At 64.8% G+C, this 19200-nt stretch carries 16 protein-coding genes and 1 riboswitch; of the genes, 6 read left to right on the top strand and 10 right to left on the bottom strand.

All coding sequences use genetic code 11. The features are described from left to right. The first annotated feature begins 26 nt into the window (after positions 1 to 26). Positions 27 to 614: a DinB family protein gene (locus Q0877_RS13765; protein WP_299168770.1), complete on the top strand. Its 588-nt coding sequence runs from the start codon at positions 27 to 29 to the stop codon at positions 612 to 614. 170 nt (positions 615 to 784) lie between these two features. After that, the gene (locus Q0877_RS13760; protein WP_299168767.1) at positions 785 to 2170 is read left to right on the top strand and encodes a glycoside-pentoside-hexuronide (GPH):cation symporter; all 1386 of its coding nucleotides are present in this window, start codon (positions 785 to 787) and stop codon (positions 2168 to 2170) included. Positions 2171 to 2194: 24 nt separating this feature from the next. Here the strand turns inward: Q0877_RS13760 and Q0877_RS13755 are convergent, their stop codons facing one another. Next, complete coding sequence (locus Q0877_RS13755) at positions 2195 to 2560, bottom strand: VOC family protein (protein ID WP_299168764.1); 366 nt, start codon at positions 2558 to 2560, stop codon at positions 2195 to 2197. Positions 2561 to 2696: 136 nt separating this feature from the next. On the opposite strand from Q0877_RS13755, the gene murJ reads away from it, so the two are divergent. Further along, positions 2697 to 4229 carry a murein biosynthesis integral membrane protein MurJ gene (gene murJ, locus Q0877_RS13750; protein ID WP_299168761.1) on the top strand — a complete coding sequence of 511 codons (1533 nt, stop codon included), beginning with the start codon at positions 2697 to 2699 and terminating at the stop codon, positions 4227 to 4229. Positions 4230 to 4239: 10 nt separating this feature from the next. Here the strand turns inward: murJ and Q0877_RS13745 are convergent, their stop codons facing one another. The 6 genes from Q0877_RS13745 to uraD form a co-directional block, all read right to left on the bottom strand. After that, positions 4240 to 5436 carry a hypothetical protein gene (locus Q0877_RS13745; RefSeq protein WP_299168758.1) on the bottom strand — a complete coding sequence of 399 codons (1197 nt, stop codon included), beginning with the start codon at positions 5434 to 5436 and terminating at the stop codon, positions 4240 to 4242. A 95-nt stretch (positions 5437 to 5531) separates the two neighbouring features. Beyond that, the gene (locus tag Q0877_RS13740) at positions 5532 to 6881 is read right to left on the bottom strand and encodes an 8-oxoguanine deaminase (protein WP_299168755.1); all 1350 of its coding nucleotides are present in this window, start codon (positions 6879 to 6881) and stop codon (positions 5532 to 5534) included. Between the two features lie 200 nt (positions 6882 to 7081). After that, on the bottom strand, positions 7082 to 8653 hold the full coding sequence (locus tag Q0877_RS13735) for a nucleobase:cation symporter-2 family protein (RefSeq protein ID WP_299168753.1): 1572 nt from the start codon (positions 8651 to 8653) through the stop codon (positions 7082 to 7084). Positions 8654 to 8771: 118 nt separating this feature from the next. Next, on the bottom strand, positions 8772 to 9722 hold the full coding sequence (gene pucL, locus Q0877_RS13730; RefSeq protein WP_299168750.1) for a factor-independent urate hydroxylase: 951 nt from the start codon (positions 9720 to 9722) through the stop codon (positions 8772 to 8774). Positions 9723 to 9724: 2 nt separating this feature from the next. Further along, the gene (uraH, locus tag Q0877_RS13725) at positions 9725 to 10066 is read right to left on the bottom strand and encodes a hydroxyisourate hydrolase (RefSeq protein ID WP_299168748.1); all 342 of its coding nucleotides are present in this window, start codon (positions 10064 to 10066) and stop codon (positions 9725 to 9727) included. Continuing rightward, a complete protein-coding gene (gene uraD, locus Q0877_RS13720) occupies positions 10063 to 10557 on the bottom strand; it encodes a 2-oxo-4-hydroxy-4-carboxy-5-ureidoimidazoline decarboxylase (RefSeq protein WP_299168745.1) in 495 nt (164 codons plus the stop codon). Before uraD ends, uraH begins: the two co-directional genes overlap by 4 nt. A gap of 245 nt (positions 10558 to 10802) precedes the next feature. Between uraD and Q0877_RS13715 the strand changes: the two genes are divergently transcribed. Next, entirely contained in the window at positions 10803 to 11819 is a 1017-nt protein-coding gene (locus Q0877_RS13715) for a PHP domain-containing protein (RefSeq protein ID WP_299168744.1), read from the top strand. Positions 11820 to 11830: 11 nt separating this feature from the next. On the opposite strand, the gene Q0877_RS13710 is transcribed toward Q0877_RS13715, so the two are convergent. Further along, positions 11831 to 13156, bottom strand: a complete 1326-nt coding sequence (locus Q0877_RS13710) for a bifunctional o-acetylhomoserine/o-acetylserine sulfhydrylase (RefSeq protein WP_299168742.1) — start codon at positions 13154 to 13156, stop codon at positions 11831 to 11833. A gap of 43 nt (positions 13157 to 13199) precedes the next feature. After that, a riboswitch (SAM riboswitch) is annotated at positions 13200 to 13315 on the bottom strand. A 126-nt stretch (positions 13316 to 13441) separates the two neighbouring features. Beyond that, a complete protein-coding gene (gene aceE, locus Q0877_RS13705) occupies positions 13442 to 16141 on the bottom strand; it encodes a pyruvate dehydrogenase (acetyl-transferring), homodimeric type (protein ID WP_299168741.1) in 2700 nt (899 codons plus the stop codon). Positions 16142 to 16240: 99 nt separating this feature from the next. Here aceE and Q0877_RS13700 point away from each other — a divergent pair, with 99 nt between their 5' ends. Further along, positions 16241 to 17005, top strand: coding sequence for an SDR family oxidoreductase (locus Q0877_RS13700; RefSeq protein WP_299168804.1), 765 nt, complete (start codon positions 16241 to 16243; stop codon positions 17003 to 17005). 488 nt (positions 17006 to 17493) lie between these two features. Then, complete coding sequence (locus tag Q0877_RS13695; protein ID WP_299168739.1) at positions 17494 to 17877, top strand: helix-turn-helix domain-containing protein; 384 nt, start codon at positions 17494 to 17496, stop codon at positions 17875 to 17877. Here the strand turns inward: Q0877_RS13695 and Q0877_RS13690 are convergent. Further along, the gene (locus Q0877_RS13690) at positions 17857 to 19068 is read right to left on the bottom strand and encodes a CdaR family transcriptional regulator (protein WP_299168737.1); all 1212 of its coding nucleotides are present in this window, start codon (positions 19066 to 19068) and stop codon (positions 17857 to 17859) included. The two genes, Q0877_RS13695 and Q0877_RS13690, sit on opposite strands and share 21 nt — an antisense overlap. Between the last annotated feature and the right edge of the window lie 132 nt (positions 19069 to 19200).

Below are 19200 nucleotides of genomic sequence, written 5' to 3'. Positions count from 1 at the left end.
CGGTGGCAGCCAGTAGAGTGCCACCCATGAATGACAAAGAGGTTCTGCACCGCTACCTGCGCCTGCGCCGCGCCGACCTGCTTGCCAAAGTGGAAGGCCTTGGCGACTATGACGCGCGCCGTCCGCTCACTCCCACGGGCACCAACCTGCTGGGCCTGGTCAAGCACGTCGCCAGCGTGCAACTGGGATACTTCGGCGAGGTTTTCAACCGGCCCAGCGGCCGGGACCTGCCCTGGTTCGACGACGACGCCGCCCCGGAAGCCGATTTGTGGCTCACCGCGGAGGAGACCCGGGAGGAGATCATCGAGCTCCACCACTTCTCCGCGGCGCACACTGACGCCACCATCGAGGCGCTGCCGCTCGACGCCGTCGGGGAGGTGGCGTGGTGGTCACCGGAACGCCGCCAGGTGACGCTGCACCAGATACTCGTACACATGTGCGTGGAGACCGCGCAGCACCTCGGCCACGCGGACATCCTCCGCGAACAGCTCGACGGCGCCACGGGGCGCGGACCGGACGATCCGAACATGCCGCAGCGCAGCGCCGAGGAGTGGGCTGAGCACTGGGAACGGATCGAGACGGCGGCACGCCATGCCGAGCAGGGTGCCACCTGAACCTCCCCGACCCCCGCTGACCTGCACCAGTTGGTCCTTAGCACCGTCTGGGGCCCTTCCATCCCCGGTCGATTTTCAACCGTTGCCGCACGCAACCGTTATGCTGATGAGAAAACGTTTTCCGAATGCGCTGCCCGGGATCAGCCCGAGGGAGCATAGAAGCGGGGATCATGACCGACCGTCTCACAGGCCACAGTGTTCCTGCGCGGCTTCCGTCCATCAGCGTCGCGGCGTACGGCACCGGAGACATCGCCAACAGCATGACTTTCTCCACCGTGGGAATGTTCCTGCTCGTCTACTACACGGATGTCGCAGGCATTCCGGCAGCCGCAGCCGGCACCCTCCTGCTGCTGGCCGGGCTCTTCAATGCTGGAACGGACGTCTTCGCCGGAAGGATCGCCGACCGGAACAACCATCGCAGGCTCGGTAAGTTCCGCCCCTTCCTCCTGCTCGGCGCCGTGCCGCTGTGCCTGTGCATGGCGATGTTCCACATCCACGTTCTCGACCGCGCCGCCACCCTAACTTTCGCCTACGTTTCCTACTTCGCATTCTGCTTCGCCTATAGCATGGTGAACGTTCCCTACGGGGCACTTGCTGGCACACTCACCCGGAACCCCCGCGACCGCGCCCGGCTGGCGAGCGCCAGGACGATGGGCGGACTGGCCACCACAGCTTTCCTCGGAATTTTCATTGCACCGGAGTTTGAAAACGGTGCCGACATCCAAACCGTCCTCACCATCCTGACCGCAGCGTTCGCCGTCGTCGGAACCTTCCTGTACCTGTTCACTGCGCTGGCAACCCGGGAACAGCTTCCAGCCTCGGCGCCGAAGCTCACACTGCGACAGGCCCAAGCGACACTGACCCGGAACGTACCGCTACAGATTCTGTGCGCCAGTTCCCTGTTCTTCATGACGGCCAATGTGGTCACGAACACCGCGAAGCTGTTCTACCTTCGCGACGTGCTTGGCCGCCTGGAACTGTTCGCGTTTGTCGCCGGCGCCCAGGTTGTGATCACGCTTGTCCTCGCCCTGGTGGCCCCGCGCCTTGTCCAGCGCTGGGGGAAGCGGAGCATCTACGTTGCCGGCGGCCTCCTGGGCGTGGTGGGCAGTGTTCTCGTGTTCGCCGCGCCGGCGGAACTCGTTTGGCTCGCGATCGCGGGCATGTTCCTCTCACTGACGGGAGCAGCTGCCGTCAGTATTCTGATGTGGGCCCTGGTTGCAGACACCGTCGAATACGGCGAATGGAAGACAGGACACCGCACCGACGGAACCAACTATGCGCTGCTGGCCTCGACGCGGAAGGTCGGCATGGCTTTCGGCGGTGGTTTGGCCGCCTTCGCACTCGCCTGGGGAGGTTACGTCTCCGGGGCAACAGAGCAAAGCGCGACGGCGGAGCTCGGCATCCGGGTTGCCGCCGGCCTTGCCCAAGCAATAGTCCTGCTTCTCGCCGTCGCTGTGATGAAGTGGTATCCGCTGACGGACGACGCCCACGCCGATCTTGTCCGCACCATCCAGGAGAGGAGCCCGGATGGAACCAGCGTCGGGGAATCACGCTAGCTACTTTCCGGGAGCAGGAAACGATCAATCAATGAAGAGGCAGAACGGGTGGCCAGCTGGGTCGAGAAATACCCGGACGCCTTCCTGCGGCTGAAACGAGGCCAGTTCAGCGCCCTGCTCAAGCGCGTGCGCACCAGCGGCGTCGAGGTCGTCCACGTGAATGTCCAGGTGCATCGACATCTGCGGGTCACCACTGCCCGCGGGCCATACCGGTCGGACGTACTGCGGCTCGGTCTGGAAAGACAGCGCCGCTCCGCCGTCGGGCGCTTTGAGCATGACCCAGTCGTCGTCTTCGAACTTCGCCTCCCACCCGAGGAGGCGCCGATAGAAGTCGGCGAGCGCTCGCGCGTCGGGTGAATCGAGCACTGTGGCCGAGAGCTGCAGTTTCATTAGACCTCCGTCGGTTGGGCGCGTACCGGCACCAGTCTTCCGCGCACCGGTGGGTGCTGGAAAGAGGCATGTATCCTGTCAACGCTGGCCCGCAGGCACAGCACTGTGCCGCTGAGGAAGGATTGCGTGGGTTTTCGTGACCAGACCCGGGGGTAAGTCGATCTCCCGGGCTGCCGTCCTTGTCGCCGGGCTCACTGCGGTTTCCACGCTCCTGGGGTTCCTCCGTGACGTCGTCATTGCAGCAGTCTTCGGGGCAGGTGCGGAGCTGGACGCCTACCTCGTGGCCCAGGGGCTGATGAACATCGTGCTGGGCCTTGTTGCCTACGCGATGGCCCGCTCCGCGACACCCGTGGTCTCCCGGGAAGCAGCGGTTGAAGACGGCAACTGCAAGGGTCATACCGGCTTCGACGTCGCCTTCACCCTCACCATGGTGGTGCTGGGGATCGGCGGCGTCATCATGGCGATCTTCGCCGGCCCGGTCACTTCCCTGCTCGCACCAGGATTCGACGCCGACACCACAGCCACCGCTGCCACGCTCACGCGCATTGTGCTGGTGGCTACTGTGCTGGTTGCGGGTACCGACCTCCTCGCAGCGCTGGCCCAGTCACACGGCCGCTTCGCCTGGGCATCCCTGCAGGGCGTGCCGTTCAACCTGATCATGATCGCGGCCGCCGGTCTTTTCGGTCCCCGCTATGGGATCACCGCTCTCGCGGTGGGATTCGTCGTCGGTTCCGGTGCGCGGCTCCTGCTGCAGCTCCCGCCGCTGCGCAGCCTCGGCACCCGGGTACGCCCGCGCCTGCAGCTGAAGGATCCCGGCTTCCGCGAGATCGCCGTGCTCGTCCCGGCGATGCTGGTGGGCAGCGCCGTCGGGAATGTGAACACTCTGGTGGACCGTGCGGTGGGCTCGACGCTCGAGGAGGGCGCCATCACGGCGCTTTCCTACGGCTGGCGGCTGGTGAACCTTCCGGAACAGCTGCTCATCGCCTCCCTGCTGGTGCCGCTCTACCCGGCAATCAGTGCCTCCGTGGGCAACCTCCCGGAGCTCAAACGGCTTGTGAACCGCGGGCTCTCCGTTACCGTGACCATCCTTGTCCCGCTGTGCATCGTGTTGGCGGTCGCGGCTGAGCCGCTCGTCGAAGTGGCCTTCGGCCGTGGTGCCTTTTCGCGGGAGGACATCGAAGCCACCGCCACCACCGTGCTCTGGTACGCACCGGCGCTCCTGGCGCTGGGATGCCGGCAGGTTGTGGTGAGCACCGCGTACGCGCTCGGTGACGCGAAGGCACCGGTGGTGATCTCGGTTCTCGCCATGGTGGTCAACGTGGTGGGCGACATTCTGCTGGCACCGGTGATGGGAGTTGCCGGTATTGCGCTGGCGACGAGCGCCTCGCTGGTCCTTGCCGCAGTCGCAAATGCGTGGCTTCTCAAAAGCAGGCACGACGGCGTCGACTTGCGTGCGGCTCTCGTCCTCCTGGCGCGCGCGGCGCTGTTGGCCGTTGTCGCGGGCGCTGTCGGTATTCTCCTGCTTAACCTCGTTGCCGGACCGGCGCTGGTGACGGCCGCCGTCGTCGCGCTTGGCGTCTGCGGCACCTACACGCTCGGGCTGATTGTGCTGCGTGCTCCCGAGGGCCGGGTGCCGCTCGATATGCTTCGGGCGGCACGGCGCCGCTGATGCACTGCCTCTAGGCGGCGGAAGGCCGGAGCGTGACCGGTTTGTCCCGCAGAAACCTGGAAGTGATCAGGTGCACCGTTGGGGCTGGATCCCGAAGGCTCCACACACTGTGCTGGGCCAGGCTCGCCCAACGGAGAGTATCAACGACGTCGGCAACAAGCCCGCCGCGCCGCTCTATGCGCGCGCGGCGCAGGTCCCCCGCCGTCCACGCGTACCGGAACCCTGCCGGTGCGTCGGTCAGGTGCGGCACCGTCTCCCCGAGCGCCAGCCTTCCCCACGCATCTGCCAGTCCAGGGCGGGCAGCATTGGTAAGGGCTATCGACCCGAAGAACCGGCCGTTGAAATCGATGAGGTGGGAAACGCCGTCGTCGTCGGTAAGGAACTGCAGCTCCACCAGACCCCACCAGCCGATGTCCGTGAGCAGCGCCTCTACCTTCTCCGCGAGCGCCTGATTGACGGCCACGGTACGCGCCCGCGCCGAGGCGCCGTTCGGCGTGGGCCAGAGCCGCGGGGTCTCCTGTTGGACCCTGCCTTCGAGGCGTCCCTCCCGGAAGAACCCGATGAGCGCGCCCAGCCGACCGCTGATGGGCTCCTGGAGGAGCGGGTCAGCGCCGGACTTTTCCATATGATAGACGCGCTCCTTCGCGGCGGCCATACTCTCGAAAAGCCGCGCCTCGATTCGGTGGGCGCGCGTTTGTCCGGGCGACCAGTGTGCCCGGGATTTCACCACCACTGGACCGTCCCAGTCTGCGACGGCGTCCGGCGTGGCCGGTACCGTGCGCGGCGCCGCCAGCCCCACGCGAGCCGCGCTTTCCGCGAGCAGGACCTTGTCCAGCGCCCGTTCAACCGCCTCCGGCGAGGGGTGGGCGATCGTCGTCGGAATCTCATCGCGGTAGGTTGCGAGCGCAGCCATCCAGTCGTCACCGCCGCCGAAAACGACGTCGTACCCGCCGGACTCCACAGCGGCACGGACACCTTCGATGAACGCCCGGCCATCACCACGGGGGCGGGGAACGATGTGGCAGGCAGAGACTGCCCGCGACGTGCAAAGCATCCCCCTGCCCTCGGGCGTGCCGACGCCTACCGTCCATCCGTGGGAACGCAGCGACCGTGCTGCCGCGAGGGCGCCGCGGTCGCGGGAGGTGCTGACAATCAGGGCGCGGCGCCCCGCACCGGGACCATCATCAATTCTGGGCTGCGCGTCCACAAGGCCTTCCGATAGGCGGGAAACGTCCTCTTCCACCCTATGGAACGCACATGAGAAACAGATGATAAACGTGCTAACGGCGAGTCGGAAGGGGACTAGCCGACCAGCCGCCGTGCCGCTGCCGTATGTTCCGCAATCAACGATTCGAGGTCCAGCCCCACGACGGCGCCGTCCTCCACCCGCCACTGACCGGCAATCATCACCCGGTCAGCCCGGTCAGCGCCGCAAAGCAGGAGTGCAGACAGTGGATCATGGCTGCCCGAGAATCGAAGGTCATCCAGGCGATACAGCGCAAGGTCTGCCTGCTTTCCGACCGCCAACTCCCCGATATCACGGCGTCCCAGAGCCGCGGCAGACCCACGTGTGGCCCAACCCAATGCTTGGGCAGGCGTAGCGCGCTCCGCCCCGTACCGCAGTCGCTGGATATAGAGCGCCTGGCGGGCCTCGAGGATCAGGTTGGAGGCGTCATTCGATGCCGATCCGTCCACCCCCAGCCCTACCGCGACACCGGCTTCCTCAAGCTCTATCGCCCTGCAAATGCCTGAGGCGAGCCGCATGTTCGAGGTGGGGCAGTGCGCCACGCCTACTCCTGCGGCCCCAAGTTCCGCAATTTCATAGCTGTCGAAGTGGATTCCGTGCGCCAGCCAGGTCCTCGGTCCCAACCATCCGACGCTGTCGAGGTATTCAACCGTCCTCATACCGAAGCGTTCCCGGCAGAACTCCTCCTCATCAAGCGTTTCCGCAAGATGCGTATGCAGCCGGACATCATGCAGGTCCGCCAATGCAGCACTGGCTTTCATGATCTCCGTCGTCACGGAAAACGGTGAGCACGGCGCCAGCGCGATCTGGACCTGCGCTCCTGAGCCGCGTTCGTGATATTCACCGATCAGCCTCTCGCTGTCCGCCAGGATCACCTCGGCATCCTGCACCGTCTGCTGGGGCGGCAGGCCGCCGTCGTCCTCGCCGAGTGTCATGGAGCCCCGCGTCAGCATGGCGCGCATGCCGAGCTTACGAACCACCGACACCTGCACATCGATCGAATCCTCCATGCCGTCCGGAAACAGATAGTGGTGGTCCGCGGCCGTGGTGCAGCCGGAGAGCAGGAGTTCGGCGAGCGCCGCCGTCGTCGCCAGTTCAAGATCGCGTGGCGTGAGGCGCGCCCAGACCGGGTAGAGGTTCACCAACCAGGGGAACAGCGGCACGTTGACCACGGGCGCCCAGGCCCGGGTGAGGGTTTGGTAGAAGTGGTGGTGCGTGTTGATGAGCCCTGGAAGTACTACGTGGCTCCGGGCGTCGAAGACGGAATCATACTGTCCGGACGGCGTCGCCCCCGCCCCTACCAACTCCACGATGGTGGTGCCCTCGATCACCAGCCCGCCACCGGCGTCGGAATCGTTGGCGGTGAAGATGGCGAGGGGGTCTCGGATCCAGATTCGTGCAGACATGTGCGGTTCCTTCCGGCTCTTCCCGATTTCGGGTTTTTCGGGGTTTCTTGGGGATGAAACGGCACAGGACCACCGGCGACGGCGGTGTGCCGTCAGCTCAGTGGTCCTGTCTGCTGATCCAGGTCGAGTTCCCTGCCTGCCTCCTCCGTGGAAAGACAGGCAGGGAACTCTGGTGCGGGTGACTGCAGTGCTGTGACTGTCTAGTGCTGGTGGCCGGGAGTCTCGTCGCAAATCTTTCGGATGTCCTCGACACAGGTGATTTCGCCGTTATCGAGCTTCTCCTTGACCACGTGGTACTGCGCCGCGGTCACTACGGGGATCTCCGTACCGTCCGCCGCTACGAGCTTGCCGCTCTGGAAGCTGTCGCCGTCCTGCAGGGCTGCGAGTTCGTCTTCGCGCACCATCCGGGGCGGGCTGGCAACAAAGACGGAGGCACGCTCGGGATTACCAGCCTTCAGGTGGTTGAAGAGCAGGTTCATCAGCACTGCCATGATGGCCGCGGAGCTGATTCCCGAGTGGAAGATGATTCCGAACCAGGTGGGGAAGGCGTCGTAGAACGTGGGAGCAACCACGGGGATCGTGCCGAAGGCAAGCGCTACTGCAACGATCACGAGGTTCATGTTGCCCTCGTAGTCCACCTTCGCCAGGGTGCGGATTCCGCTTGCTGCCACTGTGCCGAACAGGACGATTCCAGCACCGCCGAGCACCGGCGTCGGAACCGCGGCGACCAGCCGTCCCAGGATGGGCAGGAGCCCGAGGACCACCATGATCAGGCCGCCCGCGGCGACAACGTAGCGGCTGCGGATGCCGGTGATCGCCACCAGGCCGACGTTCTGCGCGAAGGCGGTCTGAGGGAAGGAGTTGAAGACCGGGGCGAGGGCGCTTGAGAGCATGTCGGCACGCAGGCCGTCGGCAATGCGACGGGAATCGACCTTCGTCCGGGCGATCTCGCCAACGGCAAGGATGTCCGCCGTCGTCTCCGTCATGCAGACAAGGATCACGATGGTCATCGAAATGATGGCTGCGATGTCGAACACCGGCCACCCGAACGCGAACGGCTGCGGGAAGGCGAAGATGGCGCCGTTGCCTACGTTGGAGAAGTCTGCCAGGCCCAGGAGTGCGGCGATGACCGTGCCTCCCACAATGGCGAGCAGGATCGAGAGGCGGGAGATGGCCGCGTTGCCCAGCTTGCTGAGGAGAAGCACCAGCGCCAGCGTTCCGGCCGCCAGTCCGATGTTGGTGAGGCTGCCGTAGTTGTCAGCGGTCCGGTTTCCGCCCATCGCCCAGTTGGCGGCAACCGGCATGAGCGTCAAACCGATGGTGGTGATGATGACGCCCGTGACCACCGGCGGGAAGAACCGGATGATCTTCGCGAAGAACGGTGCGAGGACCAGGCCGATCACCGAGGCTACGAGGACTGCGCCGAAGATGGTCGGGAGACCTCCACCGCCGCTGATGATCGCTGTCATGGTGGCGACGCCGGCGAAGGAGACGCCCTGCACCAGTGGGAGCTGGGAGCCGAAGAACTTCACGCCGTAGCTCTGCAGGATGGTTGCAGCCCCACCGACGAAGAGGCAGGAGGCGATCAGGACGGCGATGTCGTCCTGGGATACGCCGGCGGCAGTTCCGACGATGAGGGGTACAGCGATGATTCCGCCGTACATGGTGAGGACGTGCTGGAACCCGTAGGCGAACGATCGTCCGAGGGGCAGCCGTTCATCCTCGGGACGCTGGGACTTGATCTGGTGTTTCATGGAACTGACTGCTTTCATGAGTATGACTTCCTTGTCTCACATGAGTGGTTGGTTGAACGGCCGGACACGTGCAGGTGTCCGGCCGTTCGCGGTTAGGACGGCGTTCCTGCCGCGCAGGCGCCCGTCCCAACCGTTCTCAGCAGAAGCCGGGGATGTTGGCCCAGATTGCTGCTTCGTTCTTTGAACCTTCTGCGCGCTCGCGCTCGACGGTTGCCTCGATCAGTCCGTACGGCCGGTCGGCCGCGAAGAAGACCTCGCCCGGGTTGTCCAGGCCGAAGGGCTGGAGATCCACGAGGAAGTGGTGTTTGTTCGGCAGGGAAAGTTTGATCTCCTCGATCTCCGGGTGGGCTTCGAGCGCCTGCTTGCCCATTTCGAACATGGTCTGCTGCAGGGCCAGCGAATGGGTCTGGGCGAAGGCGTCGAGGAAGATCCCGCGGACGCTTTCGTAGACCGCGCTGAAGTCGATGTCCGTGGTGTCCGGTGCATAGCGCCAGCGGGCAGTCACGTCGGTCGCCAGGATGCGGTCGGTCGTTTCCTGCAGGGTGGTGTACCGGTCGCGGGGGAAGCCGTGGAACTCGGAGCCGGTCGACTTCAGGACCGTAAGGTCTTCGATGCCTGCAACGATGTGGCGCACACCGTTCTCGATGAGCAGAACGGCCGTCCGGGTCTCGGACTTGTTGCGGGAAAACGCGTGGTCATGGTCGCTGATGCGGTCCCAGAAGTACTGTTCCGCTTCCCAGCGTCCGCCGGAGACCCAGTCGAAGCTTTCGGTGAAGTGCTTGCCGAGGCGCAGGAGGAACTGCTCCGGGGAGCCGATGCCGTCGCGGGCAAAGGCGTACACCGTGTTCTTCTGCGTGTCAGTGGCAACAACGTGTCCGTTGTCGCCCTCGGTGTGGGCGGTTTCGAAGTCGCCGTGCAGCTGCGAGGTGACGTTGAGGTCCTCGATCTGGTGGCGGGCAGTGTCGCGGGTGATCTTCACGAGCCGGCACTCGGCCTTGCCGTACTGGTTGCGGCCCAAGATGATGCGGCCGCTGTTACCCGGTGTGCTGTTGGTGGTCGCGTTTGTTTCGATGGTTGGTGTCGTCATTGTCAGCTTCCTCGATAGGTGGAATAGGCGAAGGGACTAATCAAAAGCGGCACGTGGTAGTGCTGTGCCGGGTCGGTAAGTTCAAAGATCAGGGAGACGGAAGGGAAAAACGTCTCGGTGCCGGTGGCGGCGAAGTAGGGGCCGGTTTCGAAGTCGATCCGGTAGGTGCCCGCCTCCAGAGCCGTCGGGCCCAGGGAAGTGATGCGGCCGTCGTCGTCGGTGGTTCCCTGCGCCACTTCCTCCCAGTCGTCAGGAGCCTGCCGGTGCAGCCGTGCAGCGATGCCGACGGCGGGGCGTCCCGTTCCGGTGTCGAGCACGTGGGTGGTGACGTGGCTGCGGCTCATGCTGCAAGGACCCCCTTGAGTCGAAGGATGGCTATTTCGCGCAGTTGCCCGGCGATGATGCCCAGCTCCTGCTCGGGTGTGTGGTGCAGGCGCTCGTCGAGCGCAGCGAGGATGTCGTCGGCGCTGCGCCCGGCGGCTCGGATCAGGAAGACCCGCCCGAACTTCTCCTCGTAGGCGCGGTTGCCCTCGAGGAGCGCGGTTTGGGTTTCGACGGCGGTGCTTACGCCGGCCTGTTCGCCGCGCGACATGGTGGCTTCGGTGGTGCTTCCGGAGGCGCGTTCACCGATGCGGGGGTGGTGCGCCAGTGCGCCGTCAATCTCGGCTTCGGTCCACGGGTGCGCTGCCTTCTCGGCGAAGGAAATCAGGTCAGCCTCAGAGGAGAACGGCCGGGCATCAACGATGGCGTTCACCCAGCGGGGGATGTCGACGCACGGTGTGAGTTGCGCGGAGGCGTCCGCAGGGGAACAGGAGTTGAGGGTTTCAAGACGCATGGGTGTCAGCTTTCTTTAACGCGCTATCGCCAGCGCTGAACACCCTTACCCTCGAACGAATTCGATTTGACTCGATGTTTCCGGCGATAGTCAAGGAACCTTGTCGGTTTCTATATCGTGGAATCTTTATTCCGAATTTATTGTAGCCCCGATCACATGTGACCTGTCAAGCGTTATCTGGATCACATCATAGATCTGGTTGTGCAGAACTGCCTACAGCAGCATGCATGGGGGAAGATGGGCGCATGGATGCCACCGCTGCACTGAACGAGATTGCTTTCTGGCTGGAACGGGAACTGGCTCCGAGCTTCAAGGTGCAAGCCTTCCGCAAAGCCGCCGCGGCAATCGCCGATCTGGAGCCCGACGAGCTCGCGCAACGCGCCCGCGACGGCCGGCTCAAACGGATGAAAGGGATCGGAGCGCGCTCCTTCGAGGTCATCTCCCAGGCCCTCAACGGCGAGGTTCCGGCCTACCTCCTGGATCTCCGAGAGCGATCGAAGGAGGATCTTGCAGACGGCGGATCAGAACTACGCGCACTCCTTCGCGGTGACCTCCACAGCCATAGCGACTGGTCCGACGGCGGCAGTCCGGTCCCGCTCATGGTGGACGCCGCGCGCGCCCTCAAGCATGAATACCTCGCGCTCACCGACCACTCCCCCAACCTGAAGATCGCGAACGGCCTGAGCGCCGAGCGCCTGACCGATCAGCTTTCCCTCGTGGACCGGATCAACGACGACGACGGCGACGGCTTCCGTCTTCTGAAGGGCATCGAGGTGGACATCCTTGAGGACGGAACACTCGATCAGTCGCGGGAGATGCTCGACCGGCTGGACATCGTCGTCGCGAGTGTCCACTCCAAGCTGCGGGCAGACCGGCGCACCATGACCGCGCGCATGCTGGGCGGCATCCGCGACCCCCGCACCAACGTCCTCGGCCACTGCACCGGTCGTCTGGTCCAGGGCTCCCGGGGGCAGCGCCCGCAATCGGAGTTCGATGCCGAGAAGGTCTTTGCGGCCTGCGCCGAGAATGACGTGGCGGTCGAGATCAACTCGCGGCCGGAGCGGCAGGACCCGCCGGATGACCTGATCCAGCTCGCGCTCGACGCCGGCTGCCTCTTCAGCATTGACAGCGACGCACACGCTCCCGGCCAGCTCGATTTCCTTCAATACGGAGCACAGCGCGCCGAAGCGAACGGCGTGCCCGCTGACCGCATCATTACAACGTGGCCGCTGGACAAGCTGCTCGCCTGGGCGCGCTCCTGAGAACGATCCCCTCAGGCGTCTGCTGCCTCCTTGGCTGCCCTGAACCCGGCCTCCAGGTCCGCGAGGATGTCATTGATGTGCTCGATTCCCACGGACAACCGCACCAAACCGGGCCTGACCCCCGCGATTTCCTGCTGCTCAGGCGAGAGCTGGCTGTGGGTGGTCGACGCCGGGTGAATCACCAGTGATCGCACGTCGCCGAGATTCGCCACATGGGAGTGCAGCTCAAGGGCATCCACGAAGCGCTTGCCGGCCTCCGCGCCGCCGGCCAGGTCGAAGGACACAATGGCCCCGATTCCTTGGGGACCGTACTTGCGTCCGCGCTCGTACCAGGGGCTGGAGGGCAGCCCGGCGTAGGCGACCGATTCGACGTCCTCGCGCGCTTCCAGCCACTGGGCTACTTCGGCCGCGTTGGCAACGTGCCGCTCCATGCGCAGGCTCAGGGTTTCCAGCCCCTGCGCAATCAGGAACGCGTTGAAAGGTGACACCGCCGAGCCGAGGTCCCGCAGCAGCTGGACCCGGGCCTTCAGAATGTAAGACAGGTTGGCTCCCAGCGCGCCATCGGCACCGAGATCACGGGCGTACACCAGGCCGTTGTAGGTCGGATCCGGCGTATTGAAGCCGGGGAAACGGTTGGGGTCCGCACCGAAGTCGAACTTCCCTGAGTCGACAATCACGCCGGCTATGGCGGCGCCGTGGCCGCCCAGGTATTTGGTGGCCGAATGGACAACGATGTCCGCACCCCACTCGAGGGGCCGGATGAGGTAGGGGGTGGCAAGGGTGTTGTCTACGATCAGGGGCACGCCGGCGTCGTGCGCGGCCTGGGACACGCCCTCAATATCCAGCACGTCCTGGCGTGGGTTGGACACGACCTCCGCAAAGAATAGCTTGGTGTTGGGCTGCACAGCGTCCCGCCACTGATCGAGGTTGTCCGGGTCCGCCACGAAGGTGACGGAGATGCCGAACTTCTTCAGGGTGTGGGCGAGCAGATTGTAGGTACCGCCGTAGAGGCTCGGACTGGCGACGACGTGATCGCCGGCCTCTGCAATGTTGAGGATGGCGAAGGTCTCCGCTGCCTGACCGGAGCTGAGCAGCAGGGCACCCAGTCCGCCTTCCAGGCTGGCGATCCGCTGCTCAACGGCTTCCTGGGTGGGGTTCCCGATCCTGGTGTAAATGGGAGCCAGCTCGGCAAGCGCGAATCGGTTGGCCGCACTCTCGGCGCTCGGGAAGACAAATGACGTGGTCTGGTAGATCGGCAGGGCGCGGGCGCCCGTGGCGCTGTCCGGCTCCTGGCCGGCATGGATCTGGCGGGTTTCGAAAGACCACTGGTTGGACATTCAAGGCTCCTTTGGCATGGGCCCGGCGTGGTGGGAGCACCGCGGGCCGCGCTTGCCGTCCGGCTGGTGCCGGGCGGCCAGGTCCTCACCCGGAGCACCCCACCGCAGCTGGAGGGTTGCTGGCCAGCAAGCCGGGGCTTGGCGCTGGCACTCATGACCTCGGCCAGTGTAGGCACACCGGCATTTCCCGGGCACGAACATGACGTTCCATGTAATCCACCCGTTGAGTTCGCAGGACACACCCCTTTAGCCACGGGATAAGGGGCGTGTCCTGCCAACTCGATGTCAGGGGAGGGTGAGGAGTGAGTACTTCTCGATTGCCTGGCGGGGTGCGTCCGAGTCGACCTCGCCTCGCTTGGCGAGGAGTTCAAGGGTGCGTACGACGACGGAGTGCGAGTCGATCTTGAAGTACCGTCGGGCGGCGGCTCGGGTATCGGAGAAGCCGAAGCCGTCCGCGCCCAGGGTGGCGAAGTCCTGTGGGAGGAATTGCCGGATCTGGTCGGGGACCGCCTTCATGTAATCCGTGACGGCGACGATCGGCCCCGGCGCTTCGCCGAGCTGCTGCGTGACGAACGGGACGCGGGTTTCGGCGCCGGGATTGAGGAATGCCTCTTCCTCTGCGGCCAGGGCATCCCGTCGCAGCTCAGTCCATGAGGTCACGGACCAGACATCGGCGCAGACGCCCCAGTGGTCCGCAAGAAGCTCCTGCGCCTCAAGCGCCCACGGCACGGCCACACCTGAGGCGAGAATTTGCGCCTTCGGCCGGCCGCCGTCGTCGTTTCCTGATTTCAACCGATAGATGCCGCGCACCACCGTGTCGGCATCCAGCCCCTCCGGCAGCGGCGGCTGGATGATCGGCTCGTTGTACACCGTCAGGTAATACATGACATTGCGGTCTGGGGAGTTCACACCATACATTCGCTCAAGCCCGGCTCGCATGATGATTCCGAGCTCGTACCCGTAGGCGGGGTCGTAGGTGAGAACGGCGGGGTTGGTGGAGGCCAGAATGGGGGAGTGTCCGTCGGCGTGCTGCAGGCCTTCACCGGTGAGGGTGGTTCGCCCTGCGGTGGCGCCGATGATGAACCCGCGGGTCATCTGGTCCCCCGCGGCCCAGAAGGAATCGCCGGTCCGCTGGAATCCAAACATGGAGTAGAAGACGTAGATCGGGATCAGAGGCTCGCCGTGCGTCGCATAGGCGGTGCCGGCAGCGGTGAAGGCGGCCACCGCACCGGCCTCGTTGATTCCAGGGTGCAGGATTGCACCGGCGGGCGACTCCTTGTAGGCGAGGACCAGGTCCCGGTCAACGGAAAGGTAGTTCTGGCCGTGCGGGTTGTAGATCTTCGCGGTCGGGAAGAAGGCGTCCATTCCGAAGGTTCGGGATTCGTCCGGCACAATCGGAACGATCCTCGACCCCAGACCCTTGTCCCGCATGAGGTCCTTCAGAAGCCGCACGAACGCCATAGTGGTCGCGGCCTGCTGCTTTCCCGAACCCCGGTTGGCCGCTTCGTAGGCCTTGTCCCCCGGCAGCTCCACGGACGCCGCGCGTGTACGGCGTTCCGGAACAAACCCACCCAGCGCACGACGCCGGTCCAGCAGGTACTGAATCTCGCTCGCCTCAGGGCCCGGGTTGTAGTAGGGCGGTGCATACGGATCAGCCTCCAGCGCCTCGTCTGAAATGGGAATGCGGAGAAGGTCGCGGAAGTCTTTGAGGTTCTGGAGAGTGAGTTTTTTCATTTGGTGGGTGGCGTTGCGGCCTTCGAAGTGGGGGCCGAGGCCGTAGCCCTTCACGGTCTTCGCGAGGATGACGGTGGGCTTGCCCTTGAATTCCGTGGCTGCCTTGTATGCGGCGTAGACCTTGCGGTAATCATGCCCGCCGCGCTTCAAGCCCCACACCTGGTCATCGGTCATGTCCGCCACGAGATCCTTCGTGGCCGGGGTCTTACCGAAGAAGTGATCGCGCACGAACCCACCGGATTCAGCCTTGTAGGTCTGGTAGTCCCCGTCAGCGGTTTCGTTCATGATCTTCACCAGGTCCCCGCTGGTGTCCTTCTCAAGCAGGTCATCCCACTCCCGGCCCCAGACGACCTTGATCACGTTCCAGCCCGCACCCCGGAAGAACGCCTCGAGTTCCTGCATGATCTTCCCGTTACCCCTGACCGGCCCGTCCAGGCGCTGTAGGTTGCAGTTGATCACGAAATTCAGGTTATCCAGCCCGTCATTGGCTGCCAGCTGCAACAAGCCGCGGGATTCGGGTTCGTCCATCTCCCCGTCGCCGAGGAACGCCCACACCTGCTGCTCGCTGGTGTCTTTCAACCCACGGTTCTGCAGATACCGGTTGGACTGGGCCTGATAGATGGCGTTCATCGGCCCGATACCCATCGACACCGTGGGGAACTCCCAGAACTCCGGCATCAACCGCGGGTGCGGGTACGAGGACAACGCGTGACCGGCCTTGGACTTCTCCTGCCGGAACCCGTCAAGATCCTCCTCGGTGAGCCGGCCTTCCAGGAACGCCCGCGCATACATGCCCGGGGACGCGTGCCCCTGGAAGAAGATCTGATCCCCGCCGCTTGGGTGGTCCTTGCCCTTGAAGAAGTGGTTGAACCCGACCTCATACAGCGTCGCCGCACCGGCGTAGGTGGAGATGTGACCGCCGACGCCGATCTCCGGGCGCTGCGAACGGTGCACCATGACCGCAGCATTCCACCGCATCCACGCCCGGTACTTCCGCTCGATCTCCTCATCGCCGGGGAACTCAGGCTCCTCGTCAACCGGAATGGTGTTCACATAGTCAGTCGTTACAACGCTGGGAAGACCCACCGACCGGCCGCCGGCACGCGCGAGCAGACGCCCCAAAACCTCACGGGCACGCTCGGATCCACGCACATCAACCAGCTGATCAAACGACTCAACCCACTCAGCCGTCTCCTCCGGATCCGAATCCCCACCGGTACCCGAACCCACAATCCCCTGATCAGCAACCATGCCAAACCCTATTTCGCTAGACGGAACTTTATTTCCATTACTATAGGGCGAGGGCCTGCAAAGATGGGAACTCCAACAGGGAAGGTGGACTTCAACGACATGAACGAGCCGTCGCTCCAACACCCGCCCGTCGCCGTCGTTACCGGCGCCGGGTCCGGCATCGGTCGTGCGGTGGCACACGCACTTCTGGACGCAGGCTGGGCAGTCGCCCTGGCCGGGCGCCGTCGGGAACCGCTCGAAGAAACCGCGCAAGGGCGGGGGCTCGCCCTTGCTGTGCCCACCGACATCAGCCGGCCCGACGACGTCGCACGGCTCTTCGCGCAGGTCCGCGAGCGCTGGGGCCGGCTTGACCTGCTGTTCAATAACGCCGGCACGTATGGTCCTGCGGGTGCGGTCGACGAGATCAGCGTCGATGAGTGGAACTCCACCGTGTCCACCAATCTCACCGGCTCATTTCTCTGCGCGGCAGAGGCATTCCGCACCATGAAGAACCAGGATCCGCAGGGCGGCCGCATCATCAACAACGGCTCGATCGCCGCCCACTCGCCGCGCCCGCGGTCGGTGGCGTACACGGCAACCAAGCATGCAATGACGGGGCTGACCAAGTCGATCGAACTCGACGGTCGCGCCCACGGCATCACCTGCGGCCAGATTGACATCGGGAATACCTCCACGTCCCTCATGGACACGCTCGGCGTTGGCGAGGGTGCGTTGCAGGCGGACGGCTCCCGGCGGGTGGAACCCACGTTCCCGGTGGAGGAAGCGGCCCGGACGGTGCTGCACATGGCGCAACTACCGGCGTCGGCCAGCATCGGCACGGTGGTGATGACCGCCAGCGGGATGCCGTTCATCGGACGGGGCTAGCTGAGAGGCCAACAGAAACGCCCCCGTGGAGACGGAGGCGTTTCGTGGATCGAACTTTGCTTGGATCGAACTCAAGGGGGTTCAGCTGTACCAGAACCAGTGCGGCGGACTCCACATCGGGGGGACCTGGTGTCCATTGAAAGAACCGCAAACAGAGCAGGAGTAGCTGACGCTGGCAGCCAATAGATCCCGCCCTTCAGAGGAAACACGGGCGGGAACGAACTCTTCGTAGATGAGGAACTCGTCGGTTCCGCACCGTTCGCACCAGGGCAAAGCGCTGTCCCGCTCGGCCAACTGTCCCGTCGAAGGCAGCGTGGTACTTCGAGGGTCCGGGTTGATAATCGTCATTGTTTGTCACCCTTCAACCGCGGTGGATGCGGATAGCAACCACCAAGCTAGCTTAGTTAAGGTTCCATAACGATAGCGTTCGAACGCTCTTTGGGGAAGTTTCCCGTGTGGATGACCAGACGGATGGGCAGAATAGGTTTATGATCCGACCCCGCTCGCGCATTGCCCCCGCCCTACCCGACCTTCAGCGCCGGTCACTGGCGCGGACACTGGCGGAGAATGACGACGTCACCGTCTTCGTGGACGGCACCGCCATCAAGCTTCCGGATGAAGCGAAGGATGCCGTCGTCGACCTCTTGCAACGTCTGGCGGCAGGAGACTCCGTGACCGTCTCCTCAGTCGCGGAAACGCTCACTACATCGCAGGCCGCCGAAGCCGCCGGGATCTCCCACACGTACCTTCGGAACCTGACCGACGCGGGCGTGATCCCGGTGGAGTACCGCGGAACCCATCGACGCATCAGCCGCGATGCGATTGACGCCTGGCTCGCCGCGCAGAAGAAGTCAGAGGCGGGGGCGCCCTGACCAGCGGCGTGCCTTGAGCGCCAGGTGCAGCTCGAGCCGGACGGGCCCGCTCAGCGGATCAGCACCGATTACTGAACGGACCCGCGACAACCGGTTGTAAACGCTGCTGCGATGCAGGTGAAGCTGCGCCGCCACGTCCTGCACCGATCCGTTCTTGTCGAACAAGAGCTCCAGAACGGGAAGAAGCTCGCCGTTACGGTCGTAGTCCTCCAGTTCGGCAAAGTAGACCGAACGCGGCGACGAAGCCTGCCAGCCGCCTCCCGCGAGGAACTGATACACGCCGATCGACCGGTAGTGCACGGCATTCCCAAGCAACGGGTCGACGGCGGCCGCCTGCACCGCCGAGCGCGCCTGCACATACGCACCCGCAAGCCCGTCGGGAGTGCCGAAAGGTTCGCTTGCTCCACTCATCAGGGGTACTCCCGGTGCTCCCGCGACGGTCGCCAGCCGGTCAGCATAACGACGCCGGAGCGTCGCCAGCTCAGCTGTGCCTGCGCCGCTGCGGACCAGCAGGACTGCGTGCGTTGCCTCGGCCGCGCTGAAGACGACGGCATCCGCTCCCACTGTCGCCTGCAGGGCGGCGGTGCGCCGGGCCAGGGTTCCGTCATCGGCTCCCACCTCCCCTGGCGCCGACCGGCGGTCCAGCAGAACCTCAAGGTGCCACGGCGAGGTGCCGTCGAGTTCCGGCCACCCCGCGCACTCTTCCAGCGCCTGGCCGTCACCGGCGGCAGCTGCGAGGAAAATCCTCTCCCGGCGGGTGCGGTGCTCGGAACCTGCTGTGTTGTCCTCCAGCAGCAGCGCAGCCAGCCGGTCGACGTCCTCACGCACTCCGGGCAACTGCTTGAGGATGTGGGCGGCGGAATCTTCAGCGGCGTCCTGCTGCACCCAGAGGTAACCCACCCGGAAACCGCGCACCAGCAGCGGGACGCACACCCGCCCGAACATCCCCAGCTCAGGGTTGGCCGGGACCGCAACCGGGCGCACTGCCGTCGTAATGCCGTGCTGAAGCTGCCACGCGCTGACGTCTTCGGGCACCTTCTTGCTCAGCAGGAAGTTGACGCGCACGCGGTCGGCGGAGGACTGGTGGCTGCTGTACGCGAGGAGCACGCCGTCGAGGTCCTCCAGGGAGAGCCCGCGTCCCAGCCGTACGGCTATCCGCTCTACCTCGAGCTCCACCTGCGTTGTCTGCACTGAATCATCCTAGGACCGCGACGACGACACTTGGCGCCCCACAACTCGACAATTGTCGACTGGAGTGCGCACGGGCAACATGCTAGTGACACCGGTCACAACATGGGCGCATCCGTGGCGGGGCGCGGAAAG

Source organism: uncultured Arthrobacter sp., from assembly GCF_947495145.1.
In the GTDB taxonomy this organism is placed as follows: Bacteria; Actinomycetota; Actinomycetes; order Actinomycetales; family Micrococcaceae; genus Arthrobacter_D.
Note: the sequence above shows the minus strand (reverse complement) of the source record. Positions and strands in the feature narration are given on the sequence as shown.

Coding starts and splice junctions, on each gene's coding strand:
- Q0877_RS13765 (WP_299168770.1), top strand. CDS start 27: ATGAATGACAAAGAGGTTCTGCACCGCTACCTGCGCCTGCGCCGCGCC.
- Q0877_RS13760 (WP_299168767.1), top strand. CDS start 785: ATGACCGACCGTCTCACAGGCCACAGTGTTCCTGCGCGGCTTCCGTCC.
- Q0877_RS13755 (WP_299168764.1), bottom strand. CDS start 2,560: ATGAAACTGCAGCTCTCGGCCACAGTGCTCGATTCACCCGACGCGCGA.
- Q0877_RS13740 (WP_299168755.1), bottom strand. CDS start 6,881: ATGTCTGCACGAATCTGGATCCGAGACCCCCTCGCCATCTTCACCGCC.
- Q0877_RS13735 (WP_299168753.1), bottom strand. CDS start 8,653: ATGAAAGCAGTCAGTTCCATGAAACACCAGATCAAGTCCCAGCGTCCC.
- pucL (WP_299168750.1), bottom strand. CDS start 9,722: ATGACGACACCAACCATCGAAACAAACGCGACCACCAACAGCACACCG.
- uraH (WP_299168748.1), bottom strand. CDS start 10,066: ATGAGCCGCAGCCACGTCACCACCCACGTGCTCGACACCGGAACGGGA.
- uraD (WP_299168745.1), bottom strand. CDS start 10,557: ATGCGTCTTGAAACCCTCAACTCCTGTTCCCCTGCGGACGCCTCCGCG.
- Q0877_RS13715 (WP_299168744.1), top strand. CDS start 10,803: ATGGATGCCACCGCTGCACTGAACGAGATTGCTTTCTGGCTGGAACGG.
- Q0877_RS13710 (WP_299168742.1), bottom strand. CDS start 13,156: ATGTCCAACCAGTGGTCTTTCGAAACCCGCCAGATCCATGCCGGCCAG.
- aceE (WP_299168741.1), bottom strand. CDS start 16,141: ATGGTTGCTGATCAGGGGATTGTGGGTTCGGGTACCGGTGGGGATTCG.
- Q0877_RS13700 (WP_299168804.1), top strand. CDS start 16,241: ATGAACGAGCCGTCGCTCCAACACCCGCCCGTCGCCGTCGTTACCGGC.
- Q0877_RS13695 (WP_299168739.1), top strand. CDS start 17,494: ATGATCCGACCCCGCTCGCGCATTGCCCCCGCCCTACCCGACCTTCAG.